This is a genomic window from Pseudonocardia sp. Ae717_Ps2, assembly GCF_001932475.1.
Taxonomy (GTDB): Bacteria; Actinomycetota; Actinomycetes; order Mycobacteriales; family Pseudonocardiaceae; genus Pseudonocardia.
The window spans coordinates 2,867,317-2,893,613 of the sequence record NZ_MCIS01000001.1 but is presented as its reverse complement, the minus strand read 5'-3'; the positions used below and the strand labels follow the sequence as shown (position 1 = coordinate 2,893,613).

The 26,297-nt window shown below is 75.4% G+C and carries 23 protein-coding genes; 16 read left to right on the top strand and 7 right to left on the bottom strand.

Translation table 11 applies throughout. The features are described from left to right. Positions 1–6: 6 nt before the first annotated feature. Genes Ae717Ps2_RS13445 through Ae717Ps2_RS13435 form a run of 3 tightly spaced genes read left to right on the top strand, consistent with a single transcriptional unit; the run spans position 7 to position 3,949 of the window. Positions 7–1,554 carry a lipopolysaccharide biosynthesis protein gene (locus Ae717Ps2_RS13445; protein ID WP_075333460.1) on the top strand — a complete coding sequence of 516 codons (1,548 nt, stop codon included), beginning with the start codon at positions 7–9 and terminating at the stop codon, positions 1,552–1,554. After that, complete coding sequence (locus Ae717Ps2_RS13440; protein ID WP_075306245.1) at positions 1,551–3,620, top strand: hypothetical protein; 2,070 nt, start codon at positions 1,551–1,553, stop codon at positions 3,618–3,620. Before Ae717Ps2_RS13445 ends, Ae717Ps2_RS13440 begins: the two co-directional genes overlap by 4 nt. Continuing rightward, positions 3,617–3,949 (top strand): hypothetical protein, encoded by a 333-nt coding sequence (locus Ae717Ps2_RS13435; protein WP_020623378.1) that lies wholly within the window; start codon positions 3,617–3,619, stop codon positions 3,947–3,949. The genes Ae717Ps2_RS13440 and Ae717Ps2_RS13435 overlap by 4 nt, the downstream gene beginning before the upstream one ends. 64 nt (positions 3,950–4,013) lie before the next feature. Here the strand turns inward: Ae717Ps2_RS13435 and Ae717Ps2_RS13430 are convergent, their stop codons facing one another. After that, positions 4,014–5,486, bottom strand: a complete 1,473-nt coding sequence (locus tag Ae717Ps2_RS13430) for an NAD-dependent succinate-semialdehyde dehydrogenase (RefSeq protein ID WP_075333459.1) — start codon at positions 5,484–5,486, stop codon at positions 4,014–4,016. A gap of 64 nt (positions 5,487–5,550) precedes the next feature. On the opposite strand from Ae717Ps2_RS13430, the gene Ae717Ps2_RS13425 reads away from it, so the two are divergent. Then, the gene (locus Ae717Ps2_RS13425) at positions 5,551–6,753 is read left to right on the top strand and encodes an acyl-CoA dehydrogenase family protein (RefSeq protein ID WP_075334264.1); all 1,203 of its coding nucleotides are present in this window, start codon (positions 5,551–5,553) and stop codon (positions 6,751–6,753) included. Beyond that, on the top strand, positions 6,753–7,862 hold the full coding sequence (locus tag Ae717Ps2_RS13420; protein ID WP_075333458.1) for an acyl-CoA dehydrogenase family protein: 1,110 nt from the start codon (positions 6,753–6,755) through the stop codon (positions 7,860–7,862). The genes Ae717Ps2_RS13425 and Ae717Ps2_RS13420 overlap by 1 nt, the downstream gene beginning before the upstream one ends. A 77-nt stretch (positions 7,863–7,939) precedes the next feature. Here the strand turns inward: Ae717Ps2_RS13420 and Ae717Ps2_RS13415 are convergent, their stop codons facing one another. Further along, positions 7,940–8,398: a pyridoxamine 5'-phosphate oxidase family protein gene (locus Ae717Ps2_RS13415; RefSeq protein WP_020623247.1), complete on the bottom strand. Its 459-nt coding sequence runs from the start codon at positions 8,396–8,398 to the stop codon at positions 7,940–7,942. A gap of 131 nt (positions 8,399–8,529) precedes the next feature. Between Ae717Ps2_RS13415 and Ae717Ps2_RS13410 the strand changes: the two genes are divergently transcribed. The 9 genes from Ae717Ps2_RS13410 (at position 8,530) to Ae717Ps2_RS13370 (ending at position 18,327) form a co-directional block, all read left to right on the top strand. Then, complete coding sequence (locus Ae717Ps2_RS13410; RefSeq protein WP_233147546.1) at positions 8,530–9,699, top strand: type III PLP-dependent enzyme; 1,170 nt, start codon at positions 8,530–8,532, stop codon at positions 9,697–9,699. Between the two features lie 11 nt (positions 9,700–9,710). Further along, the gene (gene speD, locus Ae717Ps2_RS13405; RefSeq protein ID WP_233147545.1) at positions 9,711–11,027 is read left to right on the top strand and encodes an adenosylmethionine decarboxylase; all 1,317 of its coding nucleotides are present in this window, start codon (positions 9,711–9,713) and stop codon (positions 11,025–11,027) included. Between the two features lie 192 nt (positions 11,028–11,219). After that, the gene (locus Ae717Ps2_RS13400; RefSeq protein WP_083702361.1) at positions 11,220–12,203 is read left to right on the top strand and encodes an SGNH/GDSL hydrolase family protein; all 984 of its coding nucleotides are present in this window, start codon (positions 11,220–11,222) and stop codon (positions 12,201–12,203) included. 40 nt (positions 12,204–12,243) lie between these two features. Beyond that, the gene (locus Ae717Ps2_RS13395) at positions 12,244–14,718 is read left to right on the top strand and encodes an FUSC family protein (RefSeq protein WP_139320206.1); all 2,475 of its coding nucleotides are present in this window, start codon (positions 12,244–12,246) and stop codon (positions 14,716–14,718) included. 10 nt (positions 14,719–14,728) lie between these two features. Next, the gene (locus Ae717Ps2_RS13390; protein WP_075306252.1) at positions 14,729–15,469 is read left to right on the top strand and encodes an enoyl-CoA hydratase; all 741 of its coding nucleotides are present in this window, start codon (positions 14,729–14,731) and stop codon (positions 15,467–15,469) included. A 171-nt stretch (positions 15,470–15,640) separates the two neighbouring features. Further along, a complete protein-coding gene (locus tag Ae717Ps2_RS13385; protein ID WP_075333456.1) occupies positions 15,641–16,147 on the top strand; it encodes a L,D-transpeptidase in 507 nt (168 codons plus the stop codon). Between the two features lie 74 nt (positions 16,148–16,221). Further along, positions 16,222–16,563: a BlaI/MecI/CopY family transcriptional regulator gene (locus Ae717Ps2_RS13380; RefSeq protein WP_139318712.1), complete on the top strand. Its 342-nt coding sequence runs from the start codon at positions 16,222–16,224 to the stop codon at positions 16,561–16,563. A gap of 79 nt (positions 16,564–16,642) precedes the next feature. Beyond that, positions 16,643–17,548, top strand: a complete 906-nt coding sequence (locus Ae717Ps2_RS13375; protein WP_075306255.1) for a M56 family metallopeptidase — start codon at positions 16,643–16,645, stop codon at positions 17,546–17,548. Further along, positions 17,545–18,327 carry a hypothetical protein gene (locus Ae717Ps2_RS13370; protein WP_075306257.1) on the top strand — a complete coding sequence of 261 codons (783 nt, stop codon included), beginning with the start codon at positions 17,545–17,547 and terminating at the stop codon, positions 18,325–18,327. Before Ae717Ps2_RS13375 ends, Ae717Ps2_RS13370 begins: the two co-directional genes overlap by 4 nt. Here Ae717Ps2_RS13370 and Ae717Ps2_RS40050 read toward each other — a convergent pair. Further along, positions 18,315–19,484, bottom strand: a complete 1,170-nt coding sequence (locus tag Ae717Ps2_RS40050) for an oxygenase MpaB family protein (protein WP_075306259.1) — start codon at positions 19,482–19,484, stop codon at positions 18,315–18,317. The genes Ae717Ps2_RS13370 and Ae717Ps2_RS40050 overlap by 13 nt on opposite strands. Further along, the gene (locus Ae717Ps2_RS13360) at positions 19,481–20,188 is read right to left on the bottom strand and encodes a TetR family transcriptional regulator (protein WP_075333455.1); all 708 of its coding nucleotides are present in this window, start codon (positions 20,186–20,188) and stop codon (positions 19,481–19,483) included. Before Ae717Ps2_RS13360 ends, Ae717Ps2_RS40050 begins: the two co-directional genes overlap by 4 nt. 104 nt (positions 20,189–20,292) lie before the next feature. Here Ae717Ps2_RS13360 and Ae717Ps2_RS13355 point away from each other — a divergent pair, with 104 nt between their 5' ends. Continuing rightward, on the top strand, positions 20,293–21,687 hold the full coding sequence (locus tag Ae717Ps2_RS13355; protein ID WP_075311761.1) for a sigma 54-interacting transcriptional regulator: 1,395 nt from the start codon (positions 20,293–20,295) through the stop codon (positions 21,685–21,687). Continuing rightward, positions 21,680–23,638: a VWA domain-containing protein gene (locus tag Ae717Ps2_RS13350; RefSeq protein ID WP_075333454.1), complete on the top strand. Its 1,959-nt coding sequence runs from the start codon at positions 21,680–21,682 to the stop codon at positions 23,636–23,638. Before Ae717Ps2_RS13355 ends, Ae717Ps2_RS13350 begins: the two co-directional genes overlap by 8 nt. Before the next feature lie 29 nt (positions 23,639–23,667). Here Ae717Ps2_RS13350 and Ae717Ps2_RS13345 read toward each other — a convergent pair whose 3' ends face one another. From Ae717Ps2_RS13345 to Ae717Ps2_RS13335, 3 genes are read right to left on the bottom strand one after another with little or no spacing between them, the layout of a single operon-like run. Next, positions 23,668–24,549 (bottom strand): NAD(P)H-binding protein, encoded by an 882-nt coding sequence (locus Ae717Ps2_RS13345; RefSeq protein WP_075333453.1) that lies wholly within the window; start codon positions 24,547–24,549, stop codon positions 23,668–23,670. Positions 24,550–24,589: 40 nt separating this feature from the next. Further along, on the bottom strand, positions 24,590–25,366 hold the full coding sequence (locus tag Ae717Ps2_RS13340) for a transporter substrate-binding domain-containing protein (protein ID WP_075306266.1): 777 nt from the start codon (positions 25,364–25,366) through the stop codon (positions 24,590–24,592). An 11-nt stretch (positions 25,367–25,377) separates the two neighbouring features. After that, the gene (locus Ae717Ps2_RS13335) at positions 25,378–26,253 is read right to left on the bottom strand and encodes a LysR family transcriptional regulator (protein ID WP_075311763.1); all 876 of its coding nucleotides are present in this window, start codon (positions 26,251–26,253) and stop codon (positions 25,378–25,380) included. Positions 26,254–26,297: the final 44 nt, after the last annotated feature.

Sequence of the window (26,297 nt, the reverse complement as noted above, 5' to 3'; positions counted from 1 at the left end):
CTTCCGGTGAGGCCGGTCGGGCCGGCGCGTCCCCGCCCCGCCGCGGGGACGCCCGGTCCCGGCCCCGTCCCCGGACCGCACGCGAGGGGCGTCGACCCGGAAGCCCCGACCCAGCGTCTGTCCACGGCGCACGCCCGGGCGCACTCGCGCCGCAACGCCGAGCAGCACACCGAGTTCCTGCCCCCGCTGGTCGGGCTGCGCGGGCCCGGTGAGAACCCGCCTACCCCGCCGCCCACCCCACCACCCGGACCGGGCGGCGGAGGCGGCGACGGCGAGCAGGTCCCGGACCGCAACGGCGGCATCGGTGACGGCATCGCCCTGACCCTGTGCTCGGGCTTCGGCTCGGTCGCCGGGCTGCTCGGCGTGCTGATCGCGACCCGGATCATGCCGCAGTCCGAGGTGGGCCGGGCCTCGGAGTTCGTGTCGGCCTTCCAGCTGATCGGCGGCGTCGCCCAGCTCAACCTGGGGCTCGCGCTGCTGCGCTGGCTCCCCGGGGCCGGCCGCAAGTCGGTCCGGCTGACCTTCGGCTCGCTGCTGCTGATCATGCCGCTGTCCGGGCTGATCGGCCTGATCTACGGCACGCTCGTGCCCCGGGTCGCGGAGGCCGCCGGCGGCGGATCGTTCGGCTGGGGACTGGTCGTCCTGGTCCTGACCTGTGCCGGCTGGTGCGTGTTCGTCGTCCACGACTTCGTCATGGTCGCCATCGGGCGGCCGTGGGTGGCGGTGTGGCGCAACGGCACCTTCGCCGTGACCCGGATCGTGCTGCTGCTGGCGCTGGGCAGCACGCTCGCGTCCGAGGCGCTGGTGCTGTCCTGGGCGATCCCGGTCGTGCTGTGGATCGCGGCGGGCACCGTCCTGCTCTGGTTCATGGTGCGGCGCTTCGCCCGCGCCGGCGGGCCGGGCACGCTCCCGTCGCGCCCGGAGATGATCGCGTTCCTCGCGCCGACCGCGCTGGCGCAGTGCGGCAACGCGCTGCTCTACAACCAGGTCCCGTTGTTCGCGAACTTCCGGATGGGCAACGAGATCGGCGCGGTCTTCTTCATCTGCTGGCAGGCGGTGACCGTCATCGACCTGGCCGCGACGTTCTTCACCAACTCGTTGACCGTGCAGACCGCCCGGGAGCCGCACCGCGCCGAGGAGTTCGCCCGCGTCGCCCGGCGCCGGATGCTCCTGCTGTTCGTCCCGGCGCTCGGGCTCGGCGCGGCACTGGGCTACCCGGTGCTGTCGCTGCTCGGGGAGGGCTACGCGCCCGGCGCCCCGGCGCTGGCCGTGCTCATGGGCGGGCTGTTCTTCCGGCTGATCGTCGTGTTCGAGCTCGCCCGCCGCCAGGCCGACGGCGACGGCATGGGCTACGCGAAGATCCAGCTGCTCAACACCGGCCTGGTCGTGGCCTTCGCCGGTCTGGTCCCGCTGCCCGAGCCCGGGACCGCGTCGGTCAGCATGACCATGCTGCCGGTCGTCCTCGGCTACGTCGGCGCGCAGGTCCTCTGCGCGCTGGCACTCAGATTCGTCCCGGCGTGGAACCGCCGGAGCACACCGGAGGTGAAGTCGTGACGTCGGAGACCCGCCGGCCGGGCGGCCCCGACCCGTCCACCCGCGGCCACCGCGGCGAGGAGCCCGCCGTCGCGCGGACCCGCGTCGCGGAGGAGAGCGCGAGCGAGCGGACCCAGTTCGTCACGCCGCCGGGTCCGGACTCGCCGACCATGGCCGTCCGCGGCCCGGTCCCGCGCCCGCCCGGTGACGGTCCGCCACCGCCTCCGCCGCCCGCGCCGGAGACCGCCGAGCCGCTGTCCCCGCTGTGGGTCTGGGGCGCCCCGGTCCTGGCCGTGCTCGCGGTGCTGCTGCTGCCCGTCGCCGCGGCGACGACCGACCTGTCCGACCTGGGCGGCTGGGGCCTGGCCCCGGCGCTGAGCCCGTTCGCGTGGGTGGCCCTGTTGCTCGCGATCGGGGCCTGCCTGGTCGAGCTGTGGTCGCGCCGGCCGCGGATCCCGATGCTGGGCGCCGCGACGGGTGTGCTGCTGCTCTGCTCCACCGGTCTGCCCTCGGTCGTGCAGCCCCAGGCGCGGTTCACCACCGCGTGGCTGATCTCCGGCTTCGTCGACGCCGTGGCCAGCAACAACGGCGTCCCGCCCACCGGTGTGGACGCCCGGTTCTACTGGCCGGCGTTCTTCGCCCAGTGGGCGTGGATCCGCGACGCCGCGGGCGCCGACCAGCTCGACACGGTCCTGCGCTGGTACCCGCCCGCCGTCACCGCGGTGTGGGCGATCGGTGTCTACGCGCTCGCCCGCTCGATGCTCGGGGGCACCCGCGCACCGTGGGTGGCGGCCTGGCTGTTCATCGGCCTGAACTGGATCGAGCAGGACTACTTCTCGCCGCAGGCGACCGCGATCGTGCTGCTGCTGACGGTGCTGACCTTCGCGCTCGGCCCGCTGGCCACCCGTCGCGTCGACAACGCAGGTGCCCCGGGCTGGCCACGGGCGCACCGTGGGGCACCACCGCTGCCACGGTGGCGGCGCTGGCTGGTGTCGGCGTTGACCCCGCCGAACACACCGACGCTGCCCGCCCGGCAGCTGCTGCTGATCTACTTCTGCGCGGCGCTGTGTGTGATCGCGGTGGCCCCGGCCCACCAGCTGACCCCGTTCGCCATCATCGGCCAGCTGGCCGTGCTGGCGATCGTGGGCCGGTTCCGCGGCCGCGGGCTGGTGATCGTCGCGATCGCCGCGGTGGCGGTGTTCGTGCTGATCGGCGCCCGCGACTTCTGGATGAACCAGATCAGCATGATCATCGGCAGTGGCGACGAGGGCAGTGCGCTGCAGGCCGGCGTCGCCGACCGGTTCCAGGGCGACACGGGCCAGCTGGTGGGCAAGGGGCTCCGGGTCGTCATGACCGGCCTGACCTACATCATCGGGTTCGCCGGTGCCTGGGTCTACTGGCGCCGCCGTCGCGACCTCGTGCCGATCCTGCTGGCCATCATCCCGATGGGCATGGCGGTCGTGCAGAGCTACGGCGGCGAGCTGCTCCTGCGCGTGCTGCTCTACGGCCTGCCGATCCTGTCGATCCTGGCCGTCGACGCGCTGCGGGCCTTCGCCCGGGTCGACCGCAAACGCGAACGGTTGCTCGCGGTGGGCATGGTGGTGGTCTTCGGCTTGCTGATCTTCATCCGCGGCGGCAACGAGGCCTACACCGACGTCACGACCGAGGACGTCCAGATGACCCGCAAGGCCTACGACGAGGCGCCGCCCGGGGCGACGGTGCAGCCGTTGTCGACGGTCGGGCCGTACGCCCTGGAGGGCGTCGGCGAGCACAACAACATGGCCTCGGGCGGTCAGGGCTGCGCGGTGCTCGCCGCGGACCCGTTCCGCTGCATCGACCAGGTCCAGCCGCAGACACTGCTGTTCTACCCGGCGATCGAGAAGCAGGGCGTCGTCCTGAACGACCGCCAGCCGGGCTGGACGCTCGAGATCCGCAACCAGCTGATCGCGTCGGGCCAGTACCGCGCGACCTACGAGAGCGGCTTCGACGCGATCCTGGTGCGCAACGACCCGCCCCCGGCGCCGGCTGTCCCGGCACCGGCGACGGCCCCGGCCCCGGCGGCCGGCGGGGAGGTGCCGAACCCGTGAACGGATTCGTCCTGACCTGGATCGCCTTCGGCCTGATGCTGGCGGTGTTCGCCGCCCGCGCCTGGGTGGTGGAGACCAGCCGTGGCCGGTTGGTCACCAGCGGGTCCGCGCAACGCGGACTCACCGCGGCCGCCGTCGCCTCGGTGGCGCTGTTGATCGTGATGCTGACCCTCAACGGCGGTGTCGAGCTGGTCGAGCTCGTCTCGGGCGGTCGGGCCGACGTGACCCAGCCCGCCGAGCCGGTGCCCGGGCAGGATGCGGCGGTCCCGATCCAGCCGCAGGCCCCGGCACCTGCGGCACCTGCTGCACCCGCGGCCCCGGCCAACTGACCGGTCCGCGAACCACGAGGGCCCCGGCGCCGTACGGCGCCGGGGCCCTCGTCCGTGCCCGTGGTCAGCCGCTGTAGCCGATGGCCACGTACTTGGTCTCGAGGAACTCGTCGATGCCGATGGCGCCGCCCTCGCGGCCCAGCCCGGACTCCTTCACTCCGCCGAACGGGGCGGCCGGGTTCGACACCAGGCCGGTGTTGAGCCCGATCATGCCGCTCTCGAGGTTCTCGGCGATGTGCAGCGCCCGGTTCAGGTCGCGCGTGTACACGTAGTTGACCAGGCCGAACTCGGTCGCGTTGGCCGCGGCCAGCGCCTCGTCGGCGGTGTCGACGACGGTGATCGGCGCGACCGGGCCGAAGATCTCCTCGTGGTTGAGCCGGGAGTCGACCGGCACGTCGGTGAGCACGGTCGGCGGGTAGAAGTAGCCCGGCCCGTCCTGGGCCTTCCCGCCGAGCGCGACCGAGGCGCCCGCGGCGACGGCGTCGGCGACCAGGTCGGTGACCTTGTCCCGGCCCTTGGCGTCGATCAGCGGGCCGACGTTCACGCCCTCCTCGGTGCCCCGGCCGACCTTGAGCGCACCCATCCGCTCGGCGAGCTTGGCGGTGAACGCCTCGGCGACGCCGCGCTGGACGTAGAACCGGTTCGCCGCGGTGCAGGCCTCGCCCATGTTCCGCATCTTGGCGATCATGGCGCCCTCGACGGCGGCGTCGACGTCGGCGTCGTCGAGCACGATGAACGAGGCGTTGCCACCCAGCTCCAGCGACGAGCGCAGCACCTTGTCCGAGGCCTGGGACAGCAGCAGCTTCCCGACCGGGGTGGACCCGGTGAACGACATCTTCCGGGCGCGGCCGTCGCGCAGGATCGGCTCGATCACCGCGCCGGCGTCGGTGGCGTTGATGACGTTCAGGGCGCCGTCGGGCAGGCCCGCGTCGGCCAGCACCTGCGCGAACGCGAACATCGTCAGCGGTGTCTGCGGTGCGGGCTTGATCACCGAGGCGCAGCCGGCGGCGACCGCCGGAGCGATCTTGCGGGTGCCCATGGCCAGCGGGAAGTTCCACGGGGTGACGAACACGCAGACCCCGACGGGCTGGCGGATGGTGAGGAAGCGGGTCTGGCCGTTCGGGGCGACCTGGTAGCCGCCGTCGATCCGCACGGCCTCCTCGGAGAACCAGCGGAGGAACTCCGAGGCGTAGGTGACCTCGCCCTTGGCCTCGGCGAAGGGCTTGCCCATCTCCAGGGTCATGAGCAGGGCCAGGTCGTCGATCCGCTCGTGGAGCAGGTCGTAGGCGCGGCGCAGGATCTCGCTGCGCTCCCGCGGTGCCATCGCGGCGATCGTGGGCTGCGCGGCGTGCGCGGCGGCGAGGGCGTCCATGCCGTCGGCGGGGGAGGCGTCGGCGACCTCGGTCAGGACCTCTCCGGTGGACGGATCCTCGACCTTCGCGGTCGCACCGTTCTCCGCCTGCCGCCACTGGCCGCCGATGAACAGGCCGGTGGGGACGGCATCCAGCACCCTGCGCTCGTCAGCATTGGTGGTCATGCCCGGAACGTACCCCGGTGAGTCGGCCCATAGACACCGGCGGCGTCGGCGGGGCTGGGTCATGATGAGGCCCGTGGCAGTGACATCGACAGCGGCAGCGACGCTGCCCGAGCTCGTGCCCGACCCGGTCGAGCTCCCCGCCGGGCTGGCGGACCTGCGGGCCGAGGTCCGGTCCTTCCTCGACGAAGAGCGCGACGCCGATCGCTGGACCCCGCGCGCGGACGTGTGGCTCTCCGGCTGGGACGAGTCGTTCTCGCGGCGGCTGGGGGAGCGCGGCTGGCTCGGTATGACCATCCCCACCGAGTACGGCGGGCACGGCCGCACCGCGCTGGAGCGCTACGTCGTCACCGAGGAGCTGCTCGCCGCGGGCGCCCCGGTGGCCGCGCACTGGATCGCCGACCGCCAGATCGGGCCGTCGCTGCTGCGCCACGGCACCGAGGAGCAGCGTCGCGCGTTCCTGCCCGGCATCGCCCGCGGCGAGGTGTACTTCGGCATCGGCATGTCCGAACCGGACTCCGGCTCCGACCTGGCGTCGGTGCGGACCCGGGCGACCCGCGTCGACGGCGGGTGGCGGCTGTCGGGCACCAAGGTCTGGACCTCCGGGGCCCACCACGCGCCCGCGTTCTTCGCGCTGGTGCGCACCGAGCCGCGCGACGACGCCCACCGGCACGCGGGGCTGTCCCAGTTCCTGGTCGAGCTGGACTCGCCCGGGGTGGAGATCCGCCCGATCCCGCTGCTCACCGGGGCACACCACTTCAACGAGGTCCGCTTCGACGACGTGTTCATCCCCGACTCGCGGGTCTTCGGCGAGATCGGCAACGGCTGGGCCCAGGTCACCGGCGAGCTGGCGTTCGAGCGGTCCGGACCAGAGCGGTTCCTGTCGACCTACCCGCTGCTGTCGTCGCTGGTCGGAGAGCTGACCGCGGCGTCGGGCGGTGTCGACACCGGCACCCGGCGCCGGGTCGGGTCGCTGGTGTCGCGGCTGTGGACGCTGCGGGCCATGTCGCTGGCCGTCGCCGGGGCCCTGGAGTCGGGTGAGGCGCCCGAGCTGGCCGCAGCCCTGGTCAAGGACCTCGGCACCCGCTTCGAGAACGAGATCGTCGACGCCGCCCGGCTGCTGGTCGACATCCCACCGGACCCCGGCGCGGAGTCCGGGTTCGCTCGGCTGCTCGCCGACGCCGTGCTGCACGCGCCCGGGTTCACCCTGCGCGGCGGTACCAACGAGGTCCTGCGCGGCATCGTCGCGCGGGGGATGGGACTGCGCTGATGGCCCGCAACACCGACCTCGCCGACCTGGCCGCGTCGATCCTGGCCGCCGGGTCCGACGACCGCGAGGGCACCGGCCTGGACACGGCCGCCTGGAAGGCGTGCGCCGGGGCCGGGCTGACCTCGCTGACCGACCCGGAGACCGGCGGCACCCTCGACGACGCCGCCGTGCTGCTGGAGGTCGCCGGAGCGGCGGCGGCCCGGCTGCCGCTGGCCGAGACCGACCTGCTCGCCGGGTGGCTGGCCCGCGCCGCCGGACTCGCCGTGCCCGACGGGCCGCTGGCCGCGGTCGTCACCGACGCGACCGGCGGGGACCGCCCTGCCGGGGCCGCCGGGGGCGCGCTCACCGGCGGCGGCACTCACGGCGGCATTGGTGGTGGCACCGACGGCGGCACCGGCGGCGTCACTGGCAGCGGCACCGTGTCGGCGGAGCTGACCCGGGTGCCGTGGGGGCGCTCGCTCGCCGCGGTCGTCGTGCTCGACGGCGACCGGGTGCTCGTGCTCGAGGCGGCCGCGGCGCGGGTCACCGAGGGCGTCAACCTCGCCGAGGAGCCCCGCGACGGACTGACCCTCGACGCGGTCACCCCGACGGCCACCGGCACCGCCCCGGCCGACGCGGCCACGGAGCTGACCCTGCGGGCGGCGCTGGCACGATCGCTGCTGCTCGCCGGCGCGGCCCGCGGCGCGCTGGCCGCCTCGGTCGCCTACGCCGGGGAGCGCACCCAGTTCGGCCGCCCCATCGGCCGCTTCCAGGCGGTGCAGCAGATGCTCGCCGAGGCCGGGTCGGAGGTCGCCGCCGCCTCGGCCGCCTCCGCCGCGGCGACCTCGACCGCGCAGCGCGCGGGGTTCGCCGCCGCGGAGACCGCGTTCGCCGTCGCCGCGGCGAAGGCCCGCTGCTCGGAGGCGGCCACGGCCGTCGCCCGGATCGCCCACCAGGTGCACGGCGCGATCGGGTTCACCCGTGAGCACGCGTTGCGGCTGGTCACGACCCGGCTGTGGGCCTGGCGGGACGAGGACGGCACCGAGGCGTACTGGAACGACCGGGTCGGTGCGGCCGCCCTGGCCGCGGGCGCCGACGGCCTCTGGCCGCTGGTGACCGGGCGGCCCTGACCCGGCCGGAACCCGGTGATCGTCACGGGTGAGGGGATCGGTGCCACATCCGGCACCGATCCCCTCACCCCCGGCGATCACATCTTCCGGAAGTCCCAGCTGGTGATCTTCTCCGGGCGCAGCCGCAGCCAGGCGTGCCGGCCGTCGATCACGACCTGCCCGCCGAAGTAGCGGTCGGCCATCGCCTGCTCGACCCGCTCCAGCTCGGGGTGCGGCTCCCCGGTGCGCGGGACCTCGCCGACGACCTCGACCGAGCCACGCAGCTCGACCCCGCGCAGCTCGGAGTAGTCGTGGCCGGCGTCGACGACGACGGCGATCCGCGGGTCGCGCTGCAGGTCGGTCCAGCGCTGCGAGCGCGACAGCGAGGTCAGCCAGAGCGCCTCGCCGTCCCACACGTACCAGAGCGGGGTGGCGTGCGGGCCGTTCACGCCGTTGGTGGCGACCCGGCAGGTGCGCTCGGCATCGAGGAACGCGGTGACCTCCTCCGGGGTCATGGCGATCTTCCGGGCGCGGCGCTGCGGCTTCGGTGCGGTCATGGGTCGAACCTAGATCAGGGGCCCGGCGCCCGGAGCGGTCCGGTCGGGCCGGTCCGGGCCCCGGCGGGTCGTGGCCCCGCAGGTCGTGCCCCGGCGGTGGGGCGCGGCCCGGCCCGGGAGACGATCGCGGTGTGCCCGACACCCTGAGCCCCGGCCTGGAGCGGCTGCTCGCCACCGACCGTCCGACGCCGTACCTGGCGCTGGACCCCGTCGTCGTCGGGGAGCGGTACCGCGCGCTGACCGCGGCGTTCGGCGACGCCCGCATCCTCTACGCCGTCAAGGCCTGCCCGGAACCCGCGGTGCTGCGCACCCTCGTCGCGGCCGGGGCCGGGTTCGACGTCGCCTCCCAGGCCGAGATCGACCTGTGCCTGGCCGCCGGGGCGGACCCGGCGACCCTGCAGCACGGCAACCCGGTGCGCGGCCCCGGTGCCGCCGCCCGGGCCGCCCGCGACGGCGTCACCCGGTTCGTCACCGACAGCGCCGAGGACGTCGACGCCCTCGCCGCCGAGGTCCCCGGCGCCCGGGTGCAGGTCCGCCTCTCGGTCGACGACACCGGCTCGGCGACGCCGTTCCACGGCAAGTTCGGCGCCCCGCCCGACGCCGCCGTCGCGCTGCTGGACCGGGTCGCGGACCGCGGCCTGGTCGCGGCCGGGGTCACCTTCCACGCGGGCTCCCAGCAGACCCGCCCCGCCACCTACGCCGGGGCCGTCGCGCTCGCGCTGCGGGTCGCCGGGCGGGCCGGGCTGCGCCGCCCCGAGCTGGACCTGGGTGGCGGCTGGCCGGTGGCCTACCGCACCGCCGTCGCCCCCGCGCAGGACTACGCCGCGGCCGTGCGCAGCGCGGTGGCCACGGCCGTCGCCGCCGGGCACGTGGACGACGCGACGCTGCTGCTCGAACCGGGCCGCGCGCTGGTCGCCCCGGCCGGGGTGCTGCGCGCCCGGGTGCTGCGGGTGTCCCGCCGCCCGGGGGTCGACCACCGTCGCTGGGTGTACCTCGACGTCGGCCGCTACCAGGGCCTGGCCGAGACCGAGGGCGAGGCGATCGCCTACCCGCTGCGCGTGCCCGGCCGCTCCGGCCCGTGCGGACCGGTCGTGGTCGCGGGCCCCACCTGTGACGGCGACGACGTCGTCTACCGCCGGACCCCGGTCGCGCTGCCGCTGGACCTGGCCGCGGGCGACGTCGTCGACCTGCTCGGGACCGGCGCCTACACCTCCAGCTACGCCTCGATCGGGTTCAACGGCTTCGGACCGCTGAACGTGGTCGTCGGCGAGGAGGGGGCGGCGTTCCCACATCGCGGTTAACGTGTCCGGACGTGTCATCTTCCACCTCGCCCACCATGTCCGTGCCCGCCACCGCGGCCGGAGAACTGCATCCGGGCACCGGGCTGGGGACGGGCGCGCCCGCACTGCCCAGCACCTCGTCGCCGGTCGGCAGGCACGTCCTGGCCGAGCTCGGCGGCATCGCCCCCGAGATCCTCGACGACTGCGCCCGCCTGCGCAGCGACCTCACCGCCGCGCTGACCGAGGCCGGAGCCCAGGTCCGCCAGGTGGTCGTCGAACGGCTCGAACCGCAGGGGGCGACCGTCGTCGCGGTCCTGGCCGAGTCGCACGCCTCGATCCACACCTGGCCCGAGCACGGCGGCATGCACGTCGACGTGTTCACCTGCGGCGAGAGCGCCGACCCGGTCGACGCCGTGCGCCGCCTCGCCGACCGCGTCGGCGCGACCGACACCGCGCTGCAGGTCGTCGACCGCGGCGGCGCCCCGCGCACGGTCACCGAACCCCTCTCGCCCGGCCTGACCCGGCGCTGGGACCTCGGCCGGGTCCACCACGTCGCGGACACCGGGTTCCAGCACGTCGTCGTCGCCGACACCGCGCACGGCGTCACCCTCTTCTGCGACGACGAGCGCCAGTCCACCGAGCACACCCAGCTCACCTACCACGAAGCGCTGGTGTGGCCGGGTGCCCTGCTCGCCCGCGAGCTGGACCGGGTGCTGATCATCGGCTCCTCGGAGGGCGTCGCGTCGGAGATGGCGGTCGCGGCCGGCGCGAGCCGGGTCGACCACGTCGACATCGACGCCGAGGCCGTCCGGATCTGCGCCGAGCACCTGCCCTACGGCTACACCCCCGAGTCCCTGGCCGCGGCCGAGCGCGGCGAGGGCCCGGTGCACCTCACCTACGGCGACGGGCGGCAGTTCGTCCTGGACGCGCGCGAGCACTGGGACCTGGTGATCGTCGACCTGCCCGACGAGCGCCCCGACGAGCCCGACGCCCAGATCAACCGGCTCTACGAGGAGGAGTTCGTCCGGGCCTGCGCACAGCGGCTCACCCCCGGCGGGGTCCTGGTGTTCCAGGCGGGCAGCCCGGCCGTGTGGCGGGACGCGACGCTGCGCTCGGCCTGGCAGCGCTTCGCCGCGGTGTTCGGCGAGACCGGCGGTCGCGGGGTCTACATCGGGTGCGAGGAGCACGAGTGGGCGTTCCTCGCCGGCGTCCGCGAGCCGATGGCCGACCCCGGCGCGGTGGCCGCCGAGCGGCTCGCGTCGATGCCGTTGCAGCCGCAGCTGTGGGACGCGACCGCGCTGCGGCACCGCCTGGTCGCGCCGCTGTCGCTGCGCAGGCTCACCGACTGAGCGAGCCCCGTCCACGGTGCGTGACGGGCCGGGCGGTCCCGGCCCGTCACGTGCGCCGAACGGGGCGTAACCGGTCCGCGACGATGATCGTTGGTCGGTCAGGACCGGCGTGCCCACGCCGGCGACGTCCGACCGGAGGTCCGAGAACCCGTGCGCCGTCCCCGCCCGTCCCGGTGGCTCGCCGTGGCGACTATGACCCTGCTGAGCTCGGCCGGGATGAGCGCCCTCGCGCCCGCGCAGGCGGAGGCGCCGACCACGTTCGCCGAGACCACGCTGTCCGCGCGCAACCTCGACTCCGCCCCGGTCGGGCGCTTCGTCGCCCTCGGCGACTCCTACGCCGCGGGCCCGCTGGTCCCGGTGCAGCAGGGCACGCCGTCGGGCTGCCAGCGCTCGAACCAGAACTACCCCTCGGTGCTCGCCCGCTCCGCCGGCATCGGCCGGTTCACCGATGTGTCCTGCAGCGGTGCGACGACCGAGGACATGACGGCCCTGCAGGAGGTGAAGGCCGGCCCGAACCCGCCGCAGCTCGACGCTCTCGACGGGTCCGAGTCGCTGGTCACGCTGACCATCGGCGGCAACGACATCGGGTTCTCCGGTATCATCGGCGAGTGCGTGCGCCGCTCCTCGGCGAACCTGTTCGGCGCGGCCTGCAAGGACTTCTTCACCGCGGGCGGCACCGACCAGCTCGCCGAGCGGATCGACGGCACCGAGTCGAAGGTCTCCGACGTGCTCGAGCAGATCCGCGAGCGGTCGCCCGCCGCGCGGGTCGCCGTCGTCGGGTACCCGTCGATCCTCCCGGACACCGGTCCCGGCTGCTACCCGGTCATGCCGTTCAGCGCGGGCGACACCGCCTACCTGCGCGAGACCGAGAAGAAGCTCAACGCGATGCTGGCCGGCGCCGCCCGCGACGCCGGGGTGGACTACGTCGACACCTACACCCCGACCATCGGCCACGACGCCTGCACGCTGCCCGGCGTGAAGTGGGTCGAGGGCCTGCTCCCGACCTCCCCGGCCGCGCCGGTGCACCCCAACGCGCAGGGCATGTGCGCGATGGCCGCGGCCGCGGGCGACGTGCTCGGCATCCGGGTCGCCCGGCCCGCCTCGCAGCCGGTCCCGGGGGCGACGAACCCGGTGCCGACCGCGTCGCTGCCGCCGCAGGCCCGCACCGCGGGCTGACCCCCGGAGCGGCGGTCGCGGTGCGTGTCAGACTCGCACCGTGACGCGGACGGTCGAGCGCGGACGGCGCATGCCGGTGCCGGCCCGGTGGGGCGAGCTGCGGACGTGGGCGGCCGCGGTCGACCCCGGCCACACCCGGCTGCACCTGGCCTCGGTCGCGACGGCGGCGATGCTGCTCGCCGCGGTGCTGGCGAGCGTGCTGCGCGCGCTGACCGGGCAGCCGGTCACGATCGTGCTGTTCTCCGTGGTGCTGGCGATGGTCAGCAACCTGGCGGTGAACGAGAACGACCTGCGACGGCGGCGGGTCACCACCGCCCTGATGGTGCTGCCCGCCGCGGCGTCGGCGACGGTGTCCGCGCTGCTGTCGACGAACCGGGTCGCGGCCGACGTCGTGTTCGTCCTGGTCATGGTCGTCGCCGTCGCGGTCCGGCGGTACGGGCCGCGCGGGGTCGCGCTGGGCATGGCGGCGTTCATGCCGTTCTTCTTCGTGCAGTTCCTGCACGCCGGCCCCGCCGAGCTGCCGTACCTGCTGGCCGGCGTGGTGATCGGCATCGGCAGCACCTTCCTGCTGCGCTGCCTGGTGTTCACCCGCCGCTCCGAGGCCGTGCTGGACGCGCTGTTCCGGGCGTTCGAGGCGCGGCTGCACGCGCTGCTGCTCACCGCCGTCGAGGCGGTGGAGACCACCGAGGGCGAGCCCGACCTCGACCCGCTGGTGCGCGCCCAGGCCCGGCTCAACGAGACCGCGCTGCTGGTGACCGACCGGCTCGACGACACCGACCCCGACCCCGACACGAACACCGACACCGACACCGCCGCCGGGACCGACACCCCGACCGACACCGCGACCGACGCTGGGAACGACACCGCCGCCACCGCGGGACCCGCCGCCGGCCTGCGGCAGTGGATCATCGACTCCGAGCTGGCCGCCGAACGGGTCGCGATGTCGGTCCGCCGGTCGGTCGAGCACCACGACCCGATCCCCGACGACGACCGCGCCGCGCTGGCCGAGGGACTGCGGGCCCTCGCCGCGGCCACCGCCGTCGGGACACCCGGCGCGATCGCCGCCCGCCTCTACGACGGCGCCCGGTCGGCCGTCGCCGAGATCGTGGACCGGCCGTCCGGGGTCGGGCCCGCCGCTCGTGAGCAGCGCATCGGGTTCGCCGTCGTCCGGCTCGCCGACGCGATGCAGACCACCGTCGAGCAGGCCCGGCTGCGGATCGCCGAGCACCACGACACCGACCGGGCGACCGCGGGCGGCGACCCGGTCCCCTCCGGCGACCCGGCCCCGCCCGGCGACACCGTTCCCTCAGGTGCCCCTGCTCCCTCCGGTGAGACCGTTTCCTCCGGTGAGACCGGTGGCGACACCCCGGCGGGTCGGGACCGGTTCGAGGGGCTCGCGCTGCACACCCGCCAGGCGGTGCAGGTCGGCGTCGCCACCAGCCTCGCGATCGTGGTCGGCGAGCTCATCTCACCGGCCCGCTGGTACTGGGCGGTGATCGCCGCGTTCGTGGTGTTCGCCGGCACCGCCAGCCGCGGCGACGTCCTGAGCCGCGGCTGGGCCCGCGCGGTGGGCACCGCGGGCGGCGTCGTGGCCGGGATGCTGCTGGCGCTGCTGGTGGGCGGCAACGTCGTCGCCAGCCTCGCGCTGCTGTTCGTCTGCGTGTTCCTCGCCCTGTACCTGGTGCGGATCTCGCAGGCGATGATGGCGTTCTGGATCACCGCGGTGCTGGCCCTGCTCTACGGCGTGATCGGCCAGTTCAGCGTGCAGACCCTGGTCCTGCGGGTGGAGGAGACCGTCGTCGGTGGCGCGCTGGGCATGCTCGCCGCCTACCTGATCCTGCCCACCCGCTCGCGCACGGCCTTCGCCGAGGCCCTCGACGACGCCCTCACCGCGGTCGACGTCTCCCTGCGCACCTCGGTCGACGCGGCACTGGGCCGCCCCGGAGCCGGTGACCCGCTGGAGCGGGCCCGCGCCGTCGACGCCGCGGTGGCCACCGTGCGGACCCGTGCGGTGCCGCTGGAGCACCCCGTCGCCCGCAGGCCGCTGCGCCGCGGGGTGCACCACACCGTCCGCGTCGTCGGGGCCATCGACCACTACACCCGCCAGCTCGCCGCCCAGGCCGCGACGGCGTCGGCGCCCGGCTGGGCCGCGACGCTGGAGCCCGCGGCCGAGCGGGTCCGCGCGGACCTCGACGGCCTGCGCCGCATCCTCGACGACGGCTGGGGCCCCGCCGACCGGCGCGAGCACCCGCCCGGCGCGAGCCCCGCCGACTACGGCGTCGGCTCCGCGGAGGAGCTGCTCGACGCCGCCGAGGCCGACGCCGCGTCGCGGGCGGTGGTCGGCCCCGGGACCGAGCGGACGCGGCGGCTGGCCGCGGCGCGGATGCTGCGCCGGATCGACCAGCTCGCGGTCGGGCTGGCCCGGGAGCTGTGCGGACAGAGCTGGAGCGAGCCCGCGCCCGCCGGGCGCGGCGCCGGTCACGCGGACGGGTCCGGGGGGTCGACCGCGGGTTAGGGTCCGGCCCGTGATCTCCGTGAGCACCCACGACGACGTCGGTCTGATCGAGCTGAACCGCCCCGAGCGCCGCAACGCCCTGGACATCGCGACCTGCCGGCAGCTGGTCGACGCCGCCGCCGAGGTCCGCGCGGCCGGCGCGCGGGCGGTCGTCGTCGCCGGGAACGGGTCGGCGTTCTGCTCCGGCGCCGACTTCGGCGAGGTCTACACCGACCAGTTCCTCGACGCGCTCTACACCGGCCTGCACGCGGTCGCCGACCTTCCGATGCCGACCGTCGCCGCGGTGACCGGGCCCGCGATCGGCGGCGGGCTGCAGCTGGCGCTGGCCTGCGACCTGCGGGTCGCCGCCCCGGAGGCGGTGTTCGGGCTGCCGACCGCGCGGCTCGGGCTGGCCGTGGACCCGTGGACGATCGAGCGGCTGGTGCAGATCGCCGGCGGCGGCACGGCCCGCAGTCTGCTGCTGGCCTGCGCCACGGTCGACGCCGCCACCGCGCACGCCCGCGGCCTCGCCGACACCCTCGGCGACCGCGACGCCGCACTCGCCCTGGCCCGTGACGTCGCGACCATGGCCCCGCTCACGCTGGCCTACAACAAGCGTGCGGTGAACGCGTTCGGCCGTGGCGGGCACACCGACCCGGCCGTCGTCGACGGGCTCGCCGCGGACTTCCGCGGCTGCTGGGCCGCCGAGGACATCGCCGAGGGCCGCGCCGCCCGCACCGAGAAGCGCGTCCCGGTGTTCCGGGGCCGCTGACCGCCGCCACCGACCGTCCGGCGCGCCTCGCGTACCGCCGATCGGGGGTATGCGATGCACCCGTTCAGTCCAAGATCGTGATCAACTACGGTTCGAGGACGACCGGTCGCGCTGTGCATCCGGTCGGTCCGGGCGGGTCGAGCCCGCCGGACCCGACGGAGGAGCGGACGGATGCGGGCACGGGGACGGAGCCGGATCGTCGGGCTCCTCGTGGCGGGTGTCGCACTGAGCGGTGCCCTCGCCGGGCTCGTGGTGGGCCCTGCGCTCGCCGAGCCGTCGGAGCAGCCCGACCCCACCGACCGGCAGGTCGCGACCGGCTCGCTCGTCGCCGGGACGCCGTGCACCTCCTCGGCGCGCGCCTGTGTGGACCTCGCGAGCCGCTCCACCTGGCTGATCGAGGCGGGCCAGGTCGTCGCCGGGCCGGTCGCGATGCGCCCGGGCGACCCGGAGGCCCCCACGCCGACCGGCACCTTCGCGGTGCAGTGGAAGGCCGAGCAGTGGACCAGCCGGGAGCGGCTGACCCAGATGCCGTGGTCGGTGTTCTTCGCCCAGGGCGGGATCGCCTTCCACCAGGGCGACCTCTCGACCCCGTCGGCCGGGTGCGTCAAGCTCGGCGAGTCCGATGCGCGCCAGTGGTTCGAGAACCTGCAGGTCGGCGACCAGGTGCAGATCCACTGACGACACACCCGGGTGTGAGCCATCTCCCGCGGGGGTTCTACGCGCAGTAGAAAGGTTCGCGTAGGATGACCTACGTGACGAGTCTGGGCGAGTTGGAGCGGGCGGTCATGAACGTCCTCTGGGAGTCGGACCGGGACATGACGGCCCGTGAGGTGCAGGATCAGCTCGCCGACCGCGACCTGGCCACGACGACCGTGCTCACCGTCCTCGGTCGGCTCGAGCGCAAGCAGCTGGTCCGGCGCATCCGCGACGGCCGCGCCCACCACTACCGCCCGGTGGCCAGCCGGGAGGACCACGTGGCCGAGCTGATGACCGACGCGCTCGACGACGCGTCCGACCGCGGCGCCGCCCTCGCGCGATTCCTCGGTTCGATGTCGGAGGAGGAGCGGTCGCGCCTGCGTGACCTGCTCGGCTGAGCGCCGGACGGTCGAGGATCCTGTCCGGTCGCGGGGGTGATGCGGCGCCGCGGCGCGCCCTCCGCGACGATGTGACGCGATGGAGCTGACCGCGCTCGGACTCGGGCTGCTCGGCGTACTGCTCGCCGAGCCGGTCAGCCGTGCCCTGGCCCGGGCGCGCTGGCCCGGCCGCGACCCGGTCGGCGCGCTGCTGCTGTGGCAGGCCGTCGGGCTGGGCGGCGGCATTTCGCTGTTCGGTGCCGGGCTGGCCTACGGGCTCTCCCCGATGGGGGAGAGCCTGCCCTCGGCGGCCGCCGCGCTGGCGTCGTCGCTGTCGGCCGGGGAGTGGCCGGAACGGATGGACCCGTTGCACGTCGGGGCGCTGCTCATCGCGGTCGGGGTGCTGCTGCGGCTGCTGTCGGTGCTGGTGATCACCACCGTGCGGACGCTGCGGGCCCGTCGCCGCCACCGCGACCTGCTCGACGTGCTCGCCTCGCCCTGGCCCTACGCCTCCGGTACCCGCGTGCTCGACCATCCCGTACCGGTCGCCTACTGCCTGCCCGGGCGCAGCTCCCGGCTGGTGGTGTCGGCGGGGGTGCTGGACGCGCTCGACACCGCCGGGGTCGTCGCGGTGCTCGCGCACGAGCGGGCACACCTGCGCGAACGCCACGACCTGGTCGTGCTGCCCTTCATCGCGTGGGGTGCGACGGCACCGTTCGTGCGCGGCATGGTGCACGCCCAGCTCGCGGTGGCCCGGCTGATCGAGATGCGGGCCGACGACGTCGCCCGCAAGCTCTGCGACCCGACCGAGCTGGCGACCGCCCTCAAGGCCGTCGGCGGGTCCGCGCCGGCGGCGGCGCTGTCCTCGTTCACCGATGCGCTGGAGGCCCGGATCGACCGGATCACCGCGCCGCCGGCCCCGCTGCCGCGTGTCGTGCACGGGCTGGTCCGGCTGGTCGCGGTCGCGCTGGTGGCGATCCCGGTGTGGCTGCTGGTGGCCCCGTGAGCGGCCCGGTCCGGGCGTTCCCCGGGGCGGAGGCGCTGGTGCGGGTGCACGCGGCGTCGCTGCCCCAGCCCGACCAGCTGGCCGGGCCGTTCGTCGCCCGGCTGCTCGTCGCCGCGCTCTCGCCGCTGCCCGCACCGACGGTGGCGGCGTTCGCCCACGCGGCGGGCACCCGGGTGCGGCCCGGCGACGACGTGGCGTCGCGGCCGCCCGGGGCACCCGCGGACGCCGACTACCTGCAGGGACTGCCGGTCGCCGCGGACGACGAGCCCTCCGGCACCCCGGTGGCCGGCCTCGGACGCGCGGTCGAGGAGTTCTCCGGCGAGTCGCTCGCGGCGGTCCCGGCGGCCGGGGACTGGACCGGCGACCGGCTCGTGGGGCTGCTCGGTGCGGTCACCGGCGACGGCCCGGTCGGGGTGCTCGCGTCGCTCGCGACCGGTGAGCTGGGCGCCGCCGCGACCGCCGTCGCCGACCTCGACGCCGGGGCCCGCCCGGGGCCGGACTGGTCGGTCGCGCACGTCGTCGCACTGTGGGGGCGCCGGGACGGCCCGGCCGGGCCGCTGCTCGCCGTCGCCGACACCTACCCGCAGCTCGGGTCGCCGGACCTCGGCCCGGGTCTGCACCTGCAGCCCGCGGACCGGGTCGCCGCCGCACTCGGCCACGGCGGAGGCATCGTCCTGGTCGGGCCGGACCGGCGGCGCGCCGCGCTGGCCGGGGCCGTCGAGGCCGCCGGGCTGTCGTCGCGCTGGTGGGACGGCCCGGACCGACCTCAGGCGCCGTAGGCCTCGAACAGGGTGGGGCCGTCGTCGGCGAGCAGCGCCCGGGTCGCGGCGATGTTGCGGACCCGCACGGCCTCCAGCGACGCCGGGCTGCGCCGGACCCACCGGCGCTGCAGCGCGACCATCCGGCCGAGGGCCGCGACGGCCAGCTCCCACCCGGGGCTGCGCCGCAGACCCAGCCCGGTGGTCACCGCGGCGCCGTGGAAGCGCCGGGCCAGTGCCCGCAACAGGCGCCGGCCGTGGGGCACGGGCAGGCGCAGCGGCTCGACGAGCAGCACGGCGACGGCCCCGATCAGCGCCCCGGCCAGGGCGCGTGACTCGGGGGCTGGCGGTCCGGTGACGGCGCTGACCAGCGCGTCGAGCTCCTCGGCCGCGGCGTGCGAGGTGACGTCGCGGACCAGCTCGGGGTCGATGCCGAGCTGATGGGCCAGCAGCTGCCAGCAGGCGTAGACCTCGGTGATCTCGGCGGGGGTGAGCCCGAACCCGATCGTCGCCTCGGCCCGCATCGAGACGAGCGTGAAGTCCAGCCAGGTGCGGACCAGGTCGAGCTGGTTGACCGGGGTGCCGTGCACGGCCTCGTCGAGGCCGCGGTCGCGGGCGAGCACGCGCATGTGGGCGTGCAGCACGCGGACCTGCAGGGTGCCGACGTAGCCGGGGCTGCCGGGCCGCATGCCGCCGGGCAGCGTGGCGGCGAGCAGCCAGGCGCCGGTCTCGGTGAGGCGGCGCTCGGCGGACTCCACCAGCCGTCCGGTGGTGCCGAGCAGCACCGCGATCGACGGCGAGCCGTAGGTGCGCAGCAGTGCCCCCGCCGACAGCGACAGGGTGTGCACCGCGGGCGGCGCGGTGAACATCGGTCGGACCCCGGTGTCGAGGATCGCGGGGTCGGTGCCCGCGGGCACCGACTCGGCGGAGCCGAGCAGGGCCGCGACGGCGGGGGAGGGGTCGGTCAGCGAGGCGAGTCCCTCGCGGATGCCGCGCTGCAGCTGGGCGGTGAGCGCCCGGCCGCCGTCGCGGCCCGCGGCGCGGATCTCGGCGACGACGGCGTCGGCGAGCGGGTCGCCGGTGGTCCTGGCGCGCAGCGCGAGGTCGGCGCGGGCGGGGCCGAAGCGGGCGGCGACGGCGCCGCGGTCGGGCGCGCCGGGGGATCGGGTGGCGGTCACGGGAACCGGTCCTCCTGGGTCTCGGGCCGCGGCCGTCGGGTCCGGCGGCGGGTCTCGGGCCGGGGCCCGTGGCGGGTCTCGTCGCGGTCGTCGTCGGTGGGGAGCCCGGCTCCGGCGAGCAGCCGCGCCATCCGGGCCCGCAGCTCGTGCTCCGTCGGCGGTGCGGGGGCGAACACGGCGAGCGCGGACAGCCCGAAGACCCCGGCGAACAGCTCGCGGGCCCGCTCCCGGTTCCCGACGTGGTCCTGGATGAGGTCGATCAGGGCCGCGTCGGGCTCCGGGTCGGGTACCGGATCGGGTTCCGTGCCGTGCGGGCCGGTGGCGCCGCCGTGTCCCCGGGCGACGCGGACGCGCAGCTCCAGCATGGTCAGGAACACCGGGCGGCGGGGGCCGAGCAGGTCGGCCAGGTAGGCGGTGCAGGCGTCGAGCAGGGTCAGCTCGCCGGAGCGGGCCCGGCGCGTGAGCTCGCTCAGCCGTGCGACGGCGTCGCGCTCCAGCTCGACCACGACCGCCTCCAGCAGCGCGTCGACGGTGCCGAAGTGATAGGTCGCCGCCGCGGCGGAGGCGCCCGCACGGTCCGCGACCTGGCGCAGCGTGAGCCGGTCGAAGCCGTGGGCGACGACGACGTCGACGGCGGCCCGCACCAGCGCGCGACGGGTGTCGGCGCCGCGTCGTCGTCGTCCGTCGGGGCGGGCATCGGCCATACCGACAAACTATCTGTACAGCCAGACAGATTCCAGTCCGGTCCCGCGGAACATCGTTCCGCGACGACGCGCTGCACCCCGGGAGCGGGCGTAGCGTGGAGAGCGTGCCCGTCACACCTGACCTTCCCCGTACCGTCGGCTCACTGCGTGCGTCCGGTCACGTACAGCGCCCTGTGAAGCACGAGATCCGCGACAACCTCCTGGCGGCCCTGCGCGAGGGCCGCGACCCCTGGCCCGGCATCGTCGGCTTCGACGACACCGTCGTCCCGCAGCTGGAGCGGGCCCTGATCGCCGGCCACGACCTGGTGCTGCTCGGTGAGCGGGGCCAGGGCAAGACCCGGCTGCTGCGCTCGCTGGCCGGGCTGCTCGACGAGTGGGCCCCGGTCATCGAGGGCTCCGAGATCGGCGAGCACCCCTACGAGCCGATCGTCCCCGCCTCGATCCGGCGCGCCGCCGAGCTCGGCGACGACCTGCCCGTCGCGTGGGTGCACCGCGACCACCGCTACACCGAGAAGCTCGCCACGCCCGACACCTCGGTCGCCGACCTGATCGGCGACGTCGACCCGGTCAAGGTCGCCGAGGGCCGCTCGCTGGGCGACCCCGAGACGATCCACTTCGGGCTCGTCCCGCGGTCGCACCGCGGGATCGTCGCCATCAACGAGCTGCCCGACCTGGCCGAACGGATCCAGGTCGCGCTGCTCAACGTGATGGAGGAGCGCGACATCCAGGTCCGCGGCTACACGCTGCGGCTGCCGCTGGACGTGCTGCTCGTCGCGAGTGCGAACCCCGAGGACTACACCAACCGCGGGCGGATCATCACCCCGCTCAAGGACCGGTTCGGCGCCGAGGTCCGCACCCACTACCCGCTGGAGCTGGCGCCCGAGGTCGAGCTCGTCGCGCAGGAGGCCGACCTCGTCGCCGAGGTGCCGCGACACCTGCTCGAGGTCGTCGCCCGGTTCACCCGGCACCTGCGCGACTCCTCCGCGGTCGACCAGGGCTCGGGGGTGTCGGCCCGGTTCGCCGTGGCCGCCGCCGAGACGGTCGCCGCGGCGGCGCTGCGCCGTGCCGCGCTGACCGGGGAGGAGACCCCGTACGCCCGCCCGGTCGACCTGGAATCCGTCCCCGCGGTGCTCCGCGGCAAGATCGAGTTCGCGTCGGGGGAGGAGGGGCGCGAGGACGAGGTGCTGGAGCACCTGCTGCGCCGCGCCACCGCCGACACCGCCCGGTTCGCGCTCCGCGGCGTCGACCTCGACGAGCTCGCCGACGCGGTCTCGACCAGCCCGGTCCGGACCGGCGAGCGGATCCCGGCGAAGGACGTCGTCGCCGCGCTGCCGCAGGTCGACGCGCTCACCGAGATCGCGGCCAAGCTGGGCGCCTCGGGCACCGAGGACCCGGGGCCGATGGCCTCGGCGGCGGAGCTGACGCTGGAGTACCTGTTCCTGACCCGCAAACTGGCCAAGGACGAGAGCGACGACGGAGACACGGTGTCGTATGGCTGATCCCAGGCGTCGTCGTCGCCGTTACGCCTACGGCCCCTACGCCGGCGGGCCCGACCCGCTGGCGCCGCCGTACGACATCCGCGCGGCGATGGACCAGATCGGTCGCGACGTCATGGAGGGCTCCTCGCCGCGCCAGGCGCTGCAGGAGCTGCTCCGCCGCGGTCTCGACGGGCGACGCGGCCTCGACGACCTCACCCGCCGGGTGTGGGAGCGGCGCCGCGACCTGCAGCGCGACAACCGGATCGACGGGACGCTGCAGGAGGTCCGCGAACTCCTGGCCCGGGCGCTGGACGCCGAGCGCGAGTCGCTGGGCAGCGAGGACTCCGACGACGCGCGGTTCCGCGAGATGCAGCTCGACGCCCTGCCCACCGACACCGGCGGCGCGGTGCGCGAGCTGGGTGAGTACGACTGGCGCTCCTCCGACGCCCGCGAGGCCTACCAGGAGATCCGCGACCTGCTCGGCCGGGAGATGCTCGACCAGCGCTTCGAGGGCATGAAGCAGGCGATGCAGAACGCCACCCCCTCCGACGTCGAGCGGATCAACGCCATGCTCGACGACCTCAACGACCTGCTCGACCGCCACGCCCGCGGCGAGGACACCACCGAACGGTTCGCCGAGTTCATGCGCGAGCACGGCGAGCACTTCCCGGAGAACCCGCAGAACACCGAGGAGCTGGTCGACGCGCTCGCCGCCCGGGCCGCCGCGGCCCAGCGGATGATGAACTCGATGTCGGCCGAGCAGCGGGCCGAGCTGGCCGAACTGGCCCAGCAGGCGTTCGGCGACCCGCGGCTGGCGCAGTCGCTGGCCCGGCTGGACACGCAGCTGCAGGGCCTGCGTCCGGGCGAGGACTGGTCGGGGAAGGGGAACTTCCGCGGCGAGAACCCGATGGGCATGGGCGAGGCGACCCGCGCCCTGGAGGAGCTGGGGCAGCTCGACGCGCTGGCCGAACAGCTGGCGCAGAGCTACCCCGGTGCGCGGATGGAGGACATCGACCTCGACGCGCTCACCGAGATGCTCGGCCCGGAGGCCGCCGCCGACGCCCGCACCCTGGCCGAGCTGGAACGCGAGCTGCAGCGCCAGGACCTGTTCCGGCGCGCACCCGACGGCTCGCTGCTGCTCTCGCCGAAGGCGCTGCGCACGCTCGGGCAGTCGGTGCTGCGCGACGTCGCCGACCGGATCTCCGGGCGGTCGGGGCAGCGCGACACCCGGCGTGCCGGGGCGGCGGGCGACGCGACCGGGGCGACCCGGCCGTGGGCCTTCGGGGACACCCAGGCCTGGTCGGTGCCCCGGACCCTGCTCAACGCCCAGCTGCGCCGCGCCGGTGGCGACGGCCGGGCACTCGACGTGTCCGACGTCGAGATCGTCGAGACCGAGCAGCGCACCCGGGCCGCCGTCACGCTGCTGGTCGACACGTCGTGGTCGATGGTCGCCGAGGGCCGGTGGGTGCCGATGAAGCGCACCGCCCTGGCCCTGCACCAGCTCATCTCCACCCGCTTCCGCGGCGACGACCTCTCGCTGATCACGTTCGGCCGGCACGCGCAGACCGTCGAGCTGGGCGAGCTGATCGGGCTGGAGGGCGTGTACATGCAGGGCACCAACCTGCACCACGCCCTGCTCCTGGCCCGCGAACGGCTGGCCCGCCAGCCCGACGCGACGCCGGTGGTCCTGGTGGTGACCGACGGCGAGCCGACCGCGCACCTGGAGCCCGACGGCGAGGCGTTCTTCGACTACCCGCCCAGCCCGTACACCCTGCGGGCGACCGTGGACGGGCTGGACAAGCTGATCGGGATGGACGCGGCGTTCACCTTCTTCGTGCTCGGCGACGACCCGGGGCTGCTGTCGTTCGTGAACCGGCTCGCCCGCCGGGCCGGGGGACGGGTGGTGCAGCCCGACCTCGACGGTCTCGGTGCCGAGGTGGTCTCGGACTACCTGCGCCGCCGCACCGGCTGAGCCGCAGCAGCGTCGGCGGCCCGCTGCGGTCAGGTGGGTTCCGGTGCGCGCAGGTGTTCGGCGGCCCAGCTCCGCAGGGTCGTCGGGGTCGTCGAGACCGCGTCGCGGCGCTGCTCGGGCACGTACCCGGGGGCGGCGAGCCCCTCCGCCATCCCGGCGACCGCGTCGACCTCGGCCGGGGTCATCCCGGCCCCGGCCAGGATCTCCCGGAACTCCCGGCTCCCGAGGGGCACCGCACGGACCGGGTGGCCGAGGACCTCGGTGAGCACCGCCGCGGCGTCGTCGAACGTCAGGTCCGCCGGCCCGTGCACCGCCTGGACCAGCCGCCCCGACCACACCGGACCGAGCAGCCGCACCGCGGCGACGGCGGCGATGTCACCGGGCGCCACCCACGGCAGCGGACGGTCCGGCGGCCACGGCGTCGACAGGGTCCCGCCGGCGAGCTCGTCGGCCGCGTGCAGCAGGTTCGACATGAAGTAGCCGCACCGCAGGTGCAGCACCGGCGCACCGGTCGCGTCGAGGGCCTGCTCGGTCGCGGCGAGGCCGTCGATGTCCCCCACCCCGCGACGCAGCTCCGCCCCGCCGCTGCTCTGGAACACCGTCGCGCTGATCCCGTTGCGTCGCACCGCCTCCGCGACGGCGGCCGCGCAGGCCGCGTGGTGGGCGAGCGGGTCGGTGCCGGGTCGGCCCGGCGGGTTCACCCAGTACAGCCGGTCCGCGTCCAGGGTGGCGCCGACGACGGCGTCGGCGTCGGTCTGGTCCGCGACCACCGGCTCGACCAGACCGGCCAGGTCGGGTGGCAGTCGTGCCGGGTCGCGGAGCAGGGCCACCGGCCGGACCCCGGCCTGCACGAGCAGGCGCAGGACCCGGGAGCCGACGGTGCCGGTCGGTGTCGTCACGACGATGCGCATGCCCGCACCGTCGCACAGGGGTCCGACAGCGGGTGTGGGGTCAGCCGAGCCAGGGGCGGGCGAGGCGGTCCCAGGTGCCGTCGGTGCGGGCGGTGCGCAGCCAGTCGTTGACGCGGGCGGCGAACACCGGATCACCGGGCGGCATCAGGTAGGCCTTCTCCGAGTCGGTGAACGGGGCGTCGGGGTGCACCGCGCAGAGCACCCCGGGGTGCCGGGCGGCCTGCCAGCGGGTCTCGATCGCGTCGGTGACCATCAGGTCGGCGCGGCCGGCCACGATCTCGTCGAAGATCGTGGAGTTGTCCGGGTGGTCGACGATCGTCGCGCGGGTGAAGGTCTCCCGGGCGAAGCGCTCGTTGGTCCCGCCCGGGTTCACCACGACCCGCACGCCGGGCCGGTCGATGTCGGCGACCGTGCCGTAGCGGGCGACGTCGGGGCAGCGCACGATGGGCGTCTTGCCGTCGCGCAGGTAGGGCTCGGTGAACACCGCCCGCGCCGCGCGGTCGGGGGTGACCGAGATGCCGCCGACGGCGATGTCGCAGCGCCCGGCGACGACGTCGTCGAGCAGGGTCGCCCAGGTCGTGCGCACCGGCTCGGCCCGGGCGCCGAGCTCGGCGGCGAGGTCGCGGGCCATGTCGACGTCGATCCCGGACCAGGTGCCGTCCGCGGCCAGCGCGGTCAGCGGCCGGTAGTCACCGGTCGAGCAGACCCGCAGCACCTGCGACGACGCGACCCGCTCCAGCGTCGGGGACCCCGGCGCGGGTGCGGCGCACCCGGTGACCAGCAGCAGGAGCAGCAGGACGATCGGCGGGCGGCACACGGTCCGGGACCCTAGCCGCCGATCGGGGGAGTCCAGGACTCCGGACGGAGGTCGGCCGAGCGGATGCTGCGGACCAGCGCCTCGGCCGGGCCGCTGCGGCGTCGTCCGTGCGCCAGCACCACGTCGACCGGACCCAGATCGGGCAGCCCGGCGTGTTCAGGCACGACCTCCAGCCCGTCGGGGACCAGCGTCGCGGCGTGCGCGAGCACCCCCAGCCCGGCGAGCGCGGCGGCCCGCAGCCCGGACAGGCTGCCGCTGGTACAGGCCATCCGCCACGGCCGCCCCGCGGCCTCCAGGGCCCCGACGGCGGCGGTGCGCGAGAGGCTCGGCGGGGGATAGGCGACGACCGGCACCGGGTCGCCGGGGCCCAGCGGCAGCCCGGGCGCCCCCACCCAGACGAACCGGTCGCGGCGCACGACCAGCCGGCCGTCGTCGGGGCCGGGCAGGCGCTTGGCGAACATGAGGTCCAGCTCCCCGGCGGCGAGGCGGCGTTCGAGATCGCCGGCGAGGCCCACGGTCAGCTCCAGGTCGACCTCGGGATGGCGACGGCGGAAGTCCGCAAGCACCGCGGGCAGCCGGGTCAGGACCAGGTCCTCCGACACCCCGAACCGCACCCGGCCGTGCACCCGCGAGGCCCGGAAGTGCGCCATCGCCCGGTCACCCGCGTCGAGGATGGTGGCGGCGAACTCCAGCATCGCCTCGCCGTCGACGGTGAGCGACACCGAGTGGGTGTCGCGTTCGAGCAGCGCGCGTCCGACCGTCGCCTCCAGGCGTCGCACGTGCTGGCTCACGGTGGACTGGCCGACGCCGAGGCGCGCGGCGGCCCGGGTGAAGCTGCGGGCGCGCGCGACGGCGGCAAAGGACCGCAGCTGTACGGGGTCGAGCACCCGGTCATCGTAGTTCGCGGACACAGTCATGGTGATCAGCCGGT

Bases quoted from the DNA above. Each gene is read 5' to 3' on its own strand.
- Ae717Ps2_RS13430 (WP_075333459.1), bottom strand. From the start codon at position 5,486: ATGACCACCAATGCTGACGAGCGCAGGGTGCTGGATGCCGTCCCCACC.
- Ae717Ps2_RS13425 (WP_075334264.1), top strand. From the start codon at position 5,551: ATGAGGCCCGTGGCAGTGACATCGACAGCGGCAGCGACGCTGCCCGAG.
- Ae717Ps2_RS13420 (WP_075333458.1), top strand. From the start codon at position 6,753: ATGGCCCGCAACACCGACCTCGCCGACCTGGCCGCGTCGATCCTGGCC.
- Ae717Ps2_RS13415 (WP_020623247.1), bottom strand. From the start codon at position 8,398: ATGACCGCACCGAAGCCGCAGCGCCGCGCCCGGAAGATCGCCATGACC.
- Ae717Ps2_RS13400 (WP_083702361.1), top strand. From the start codon at position 11,220: ATGACCCTGCTGAGCTCGGCCGGGATGAGCGCCCTCGCGCCCGCGCAG.
- Ae717Ps2_RS13385 (WP_075333456.1), top strand. From the start codon at position 15,641: ATGCGGGCACGGGGACGGAGCCGGATCGTCGGGCTCCTCGTGGCGGGT.
- Ae717Ps2_RS13375 (WP_075306255.1), top strand. From the start codon at position 16,643: ATGGAGCTGACCGCGCTCGGACTCGGGCTGCTCGGCGTACTGCTCGCC.
- Ae717Ps2_RS13360 (WP_075333455.1), bottom strand. From the start codon at position 20,188: ATGGCCGATGCCCGCCCCGACGGACGACGACGACGCGGCGCCGACACC.
- Ae717Ps2_RS13350 (WP_075333454.1), top strand. From the start codon at position 21,680: ATGGCTGATCCCAGGCGTCGTCGTCGCCGTTACGCCTACGGCCCCTAC.
- Ae717Ps2_RS13345 (WP_075333453.1), bottom strand. From the start codon at position 24,549: ATGCGCATCGTCGTGACGACACCGACCGGCACCGTCGGCTCCCGGGTC.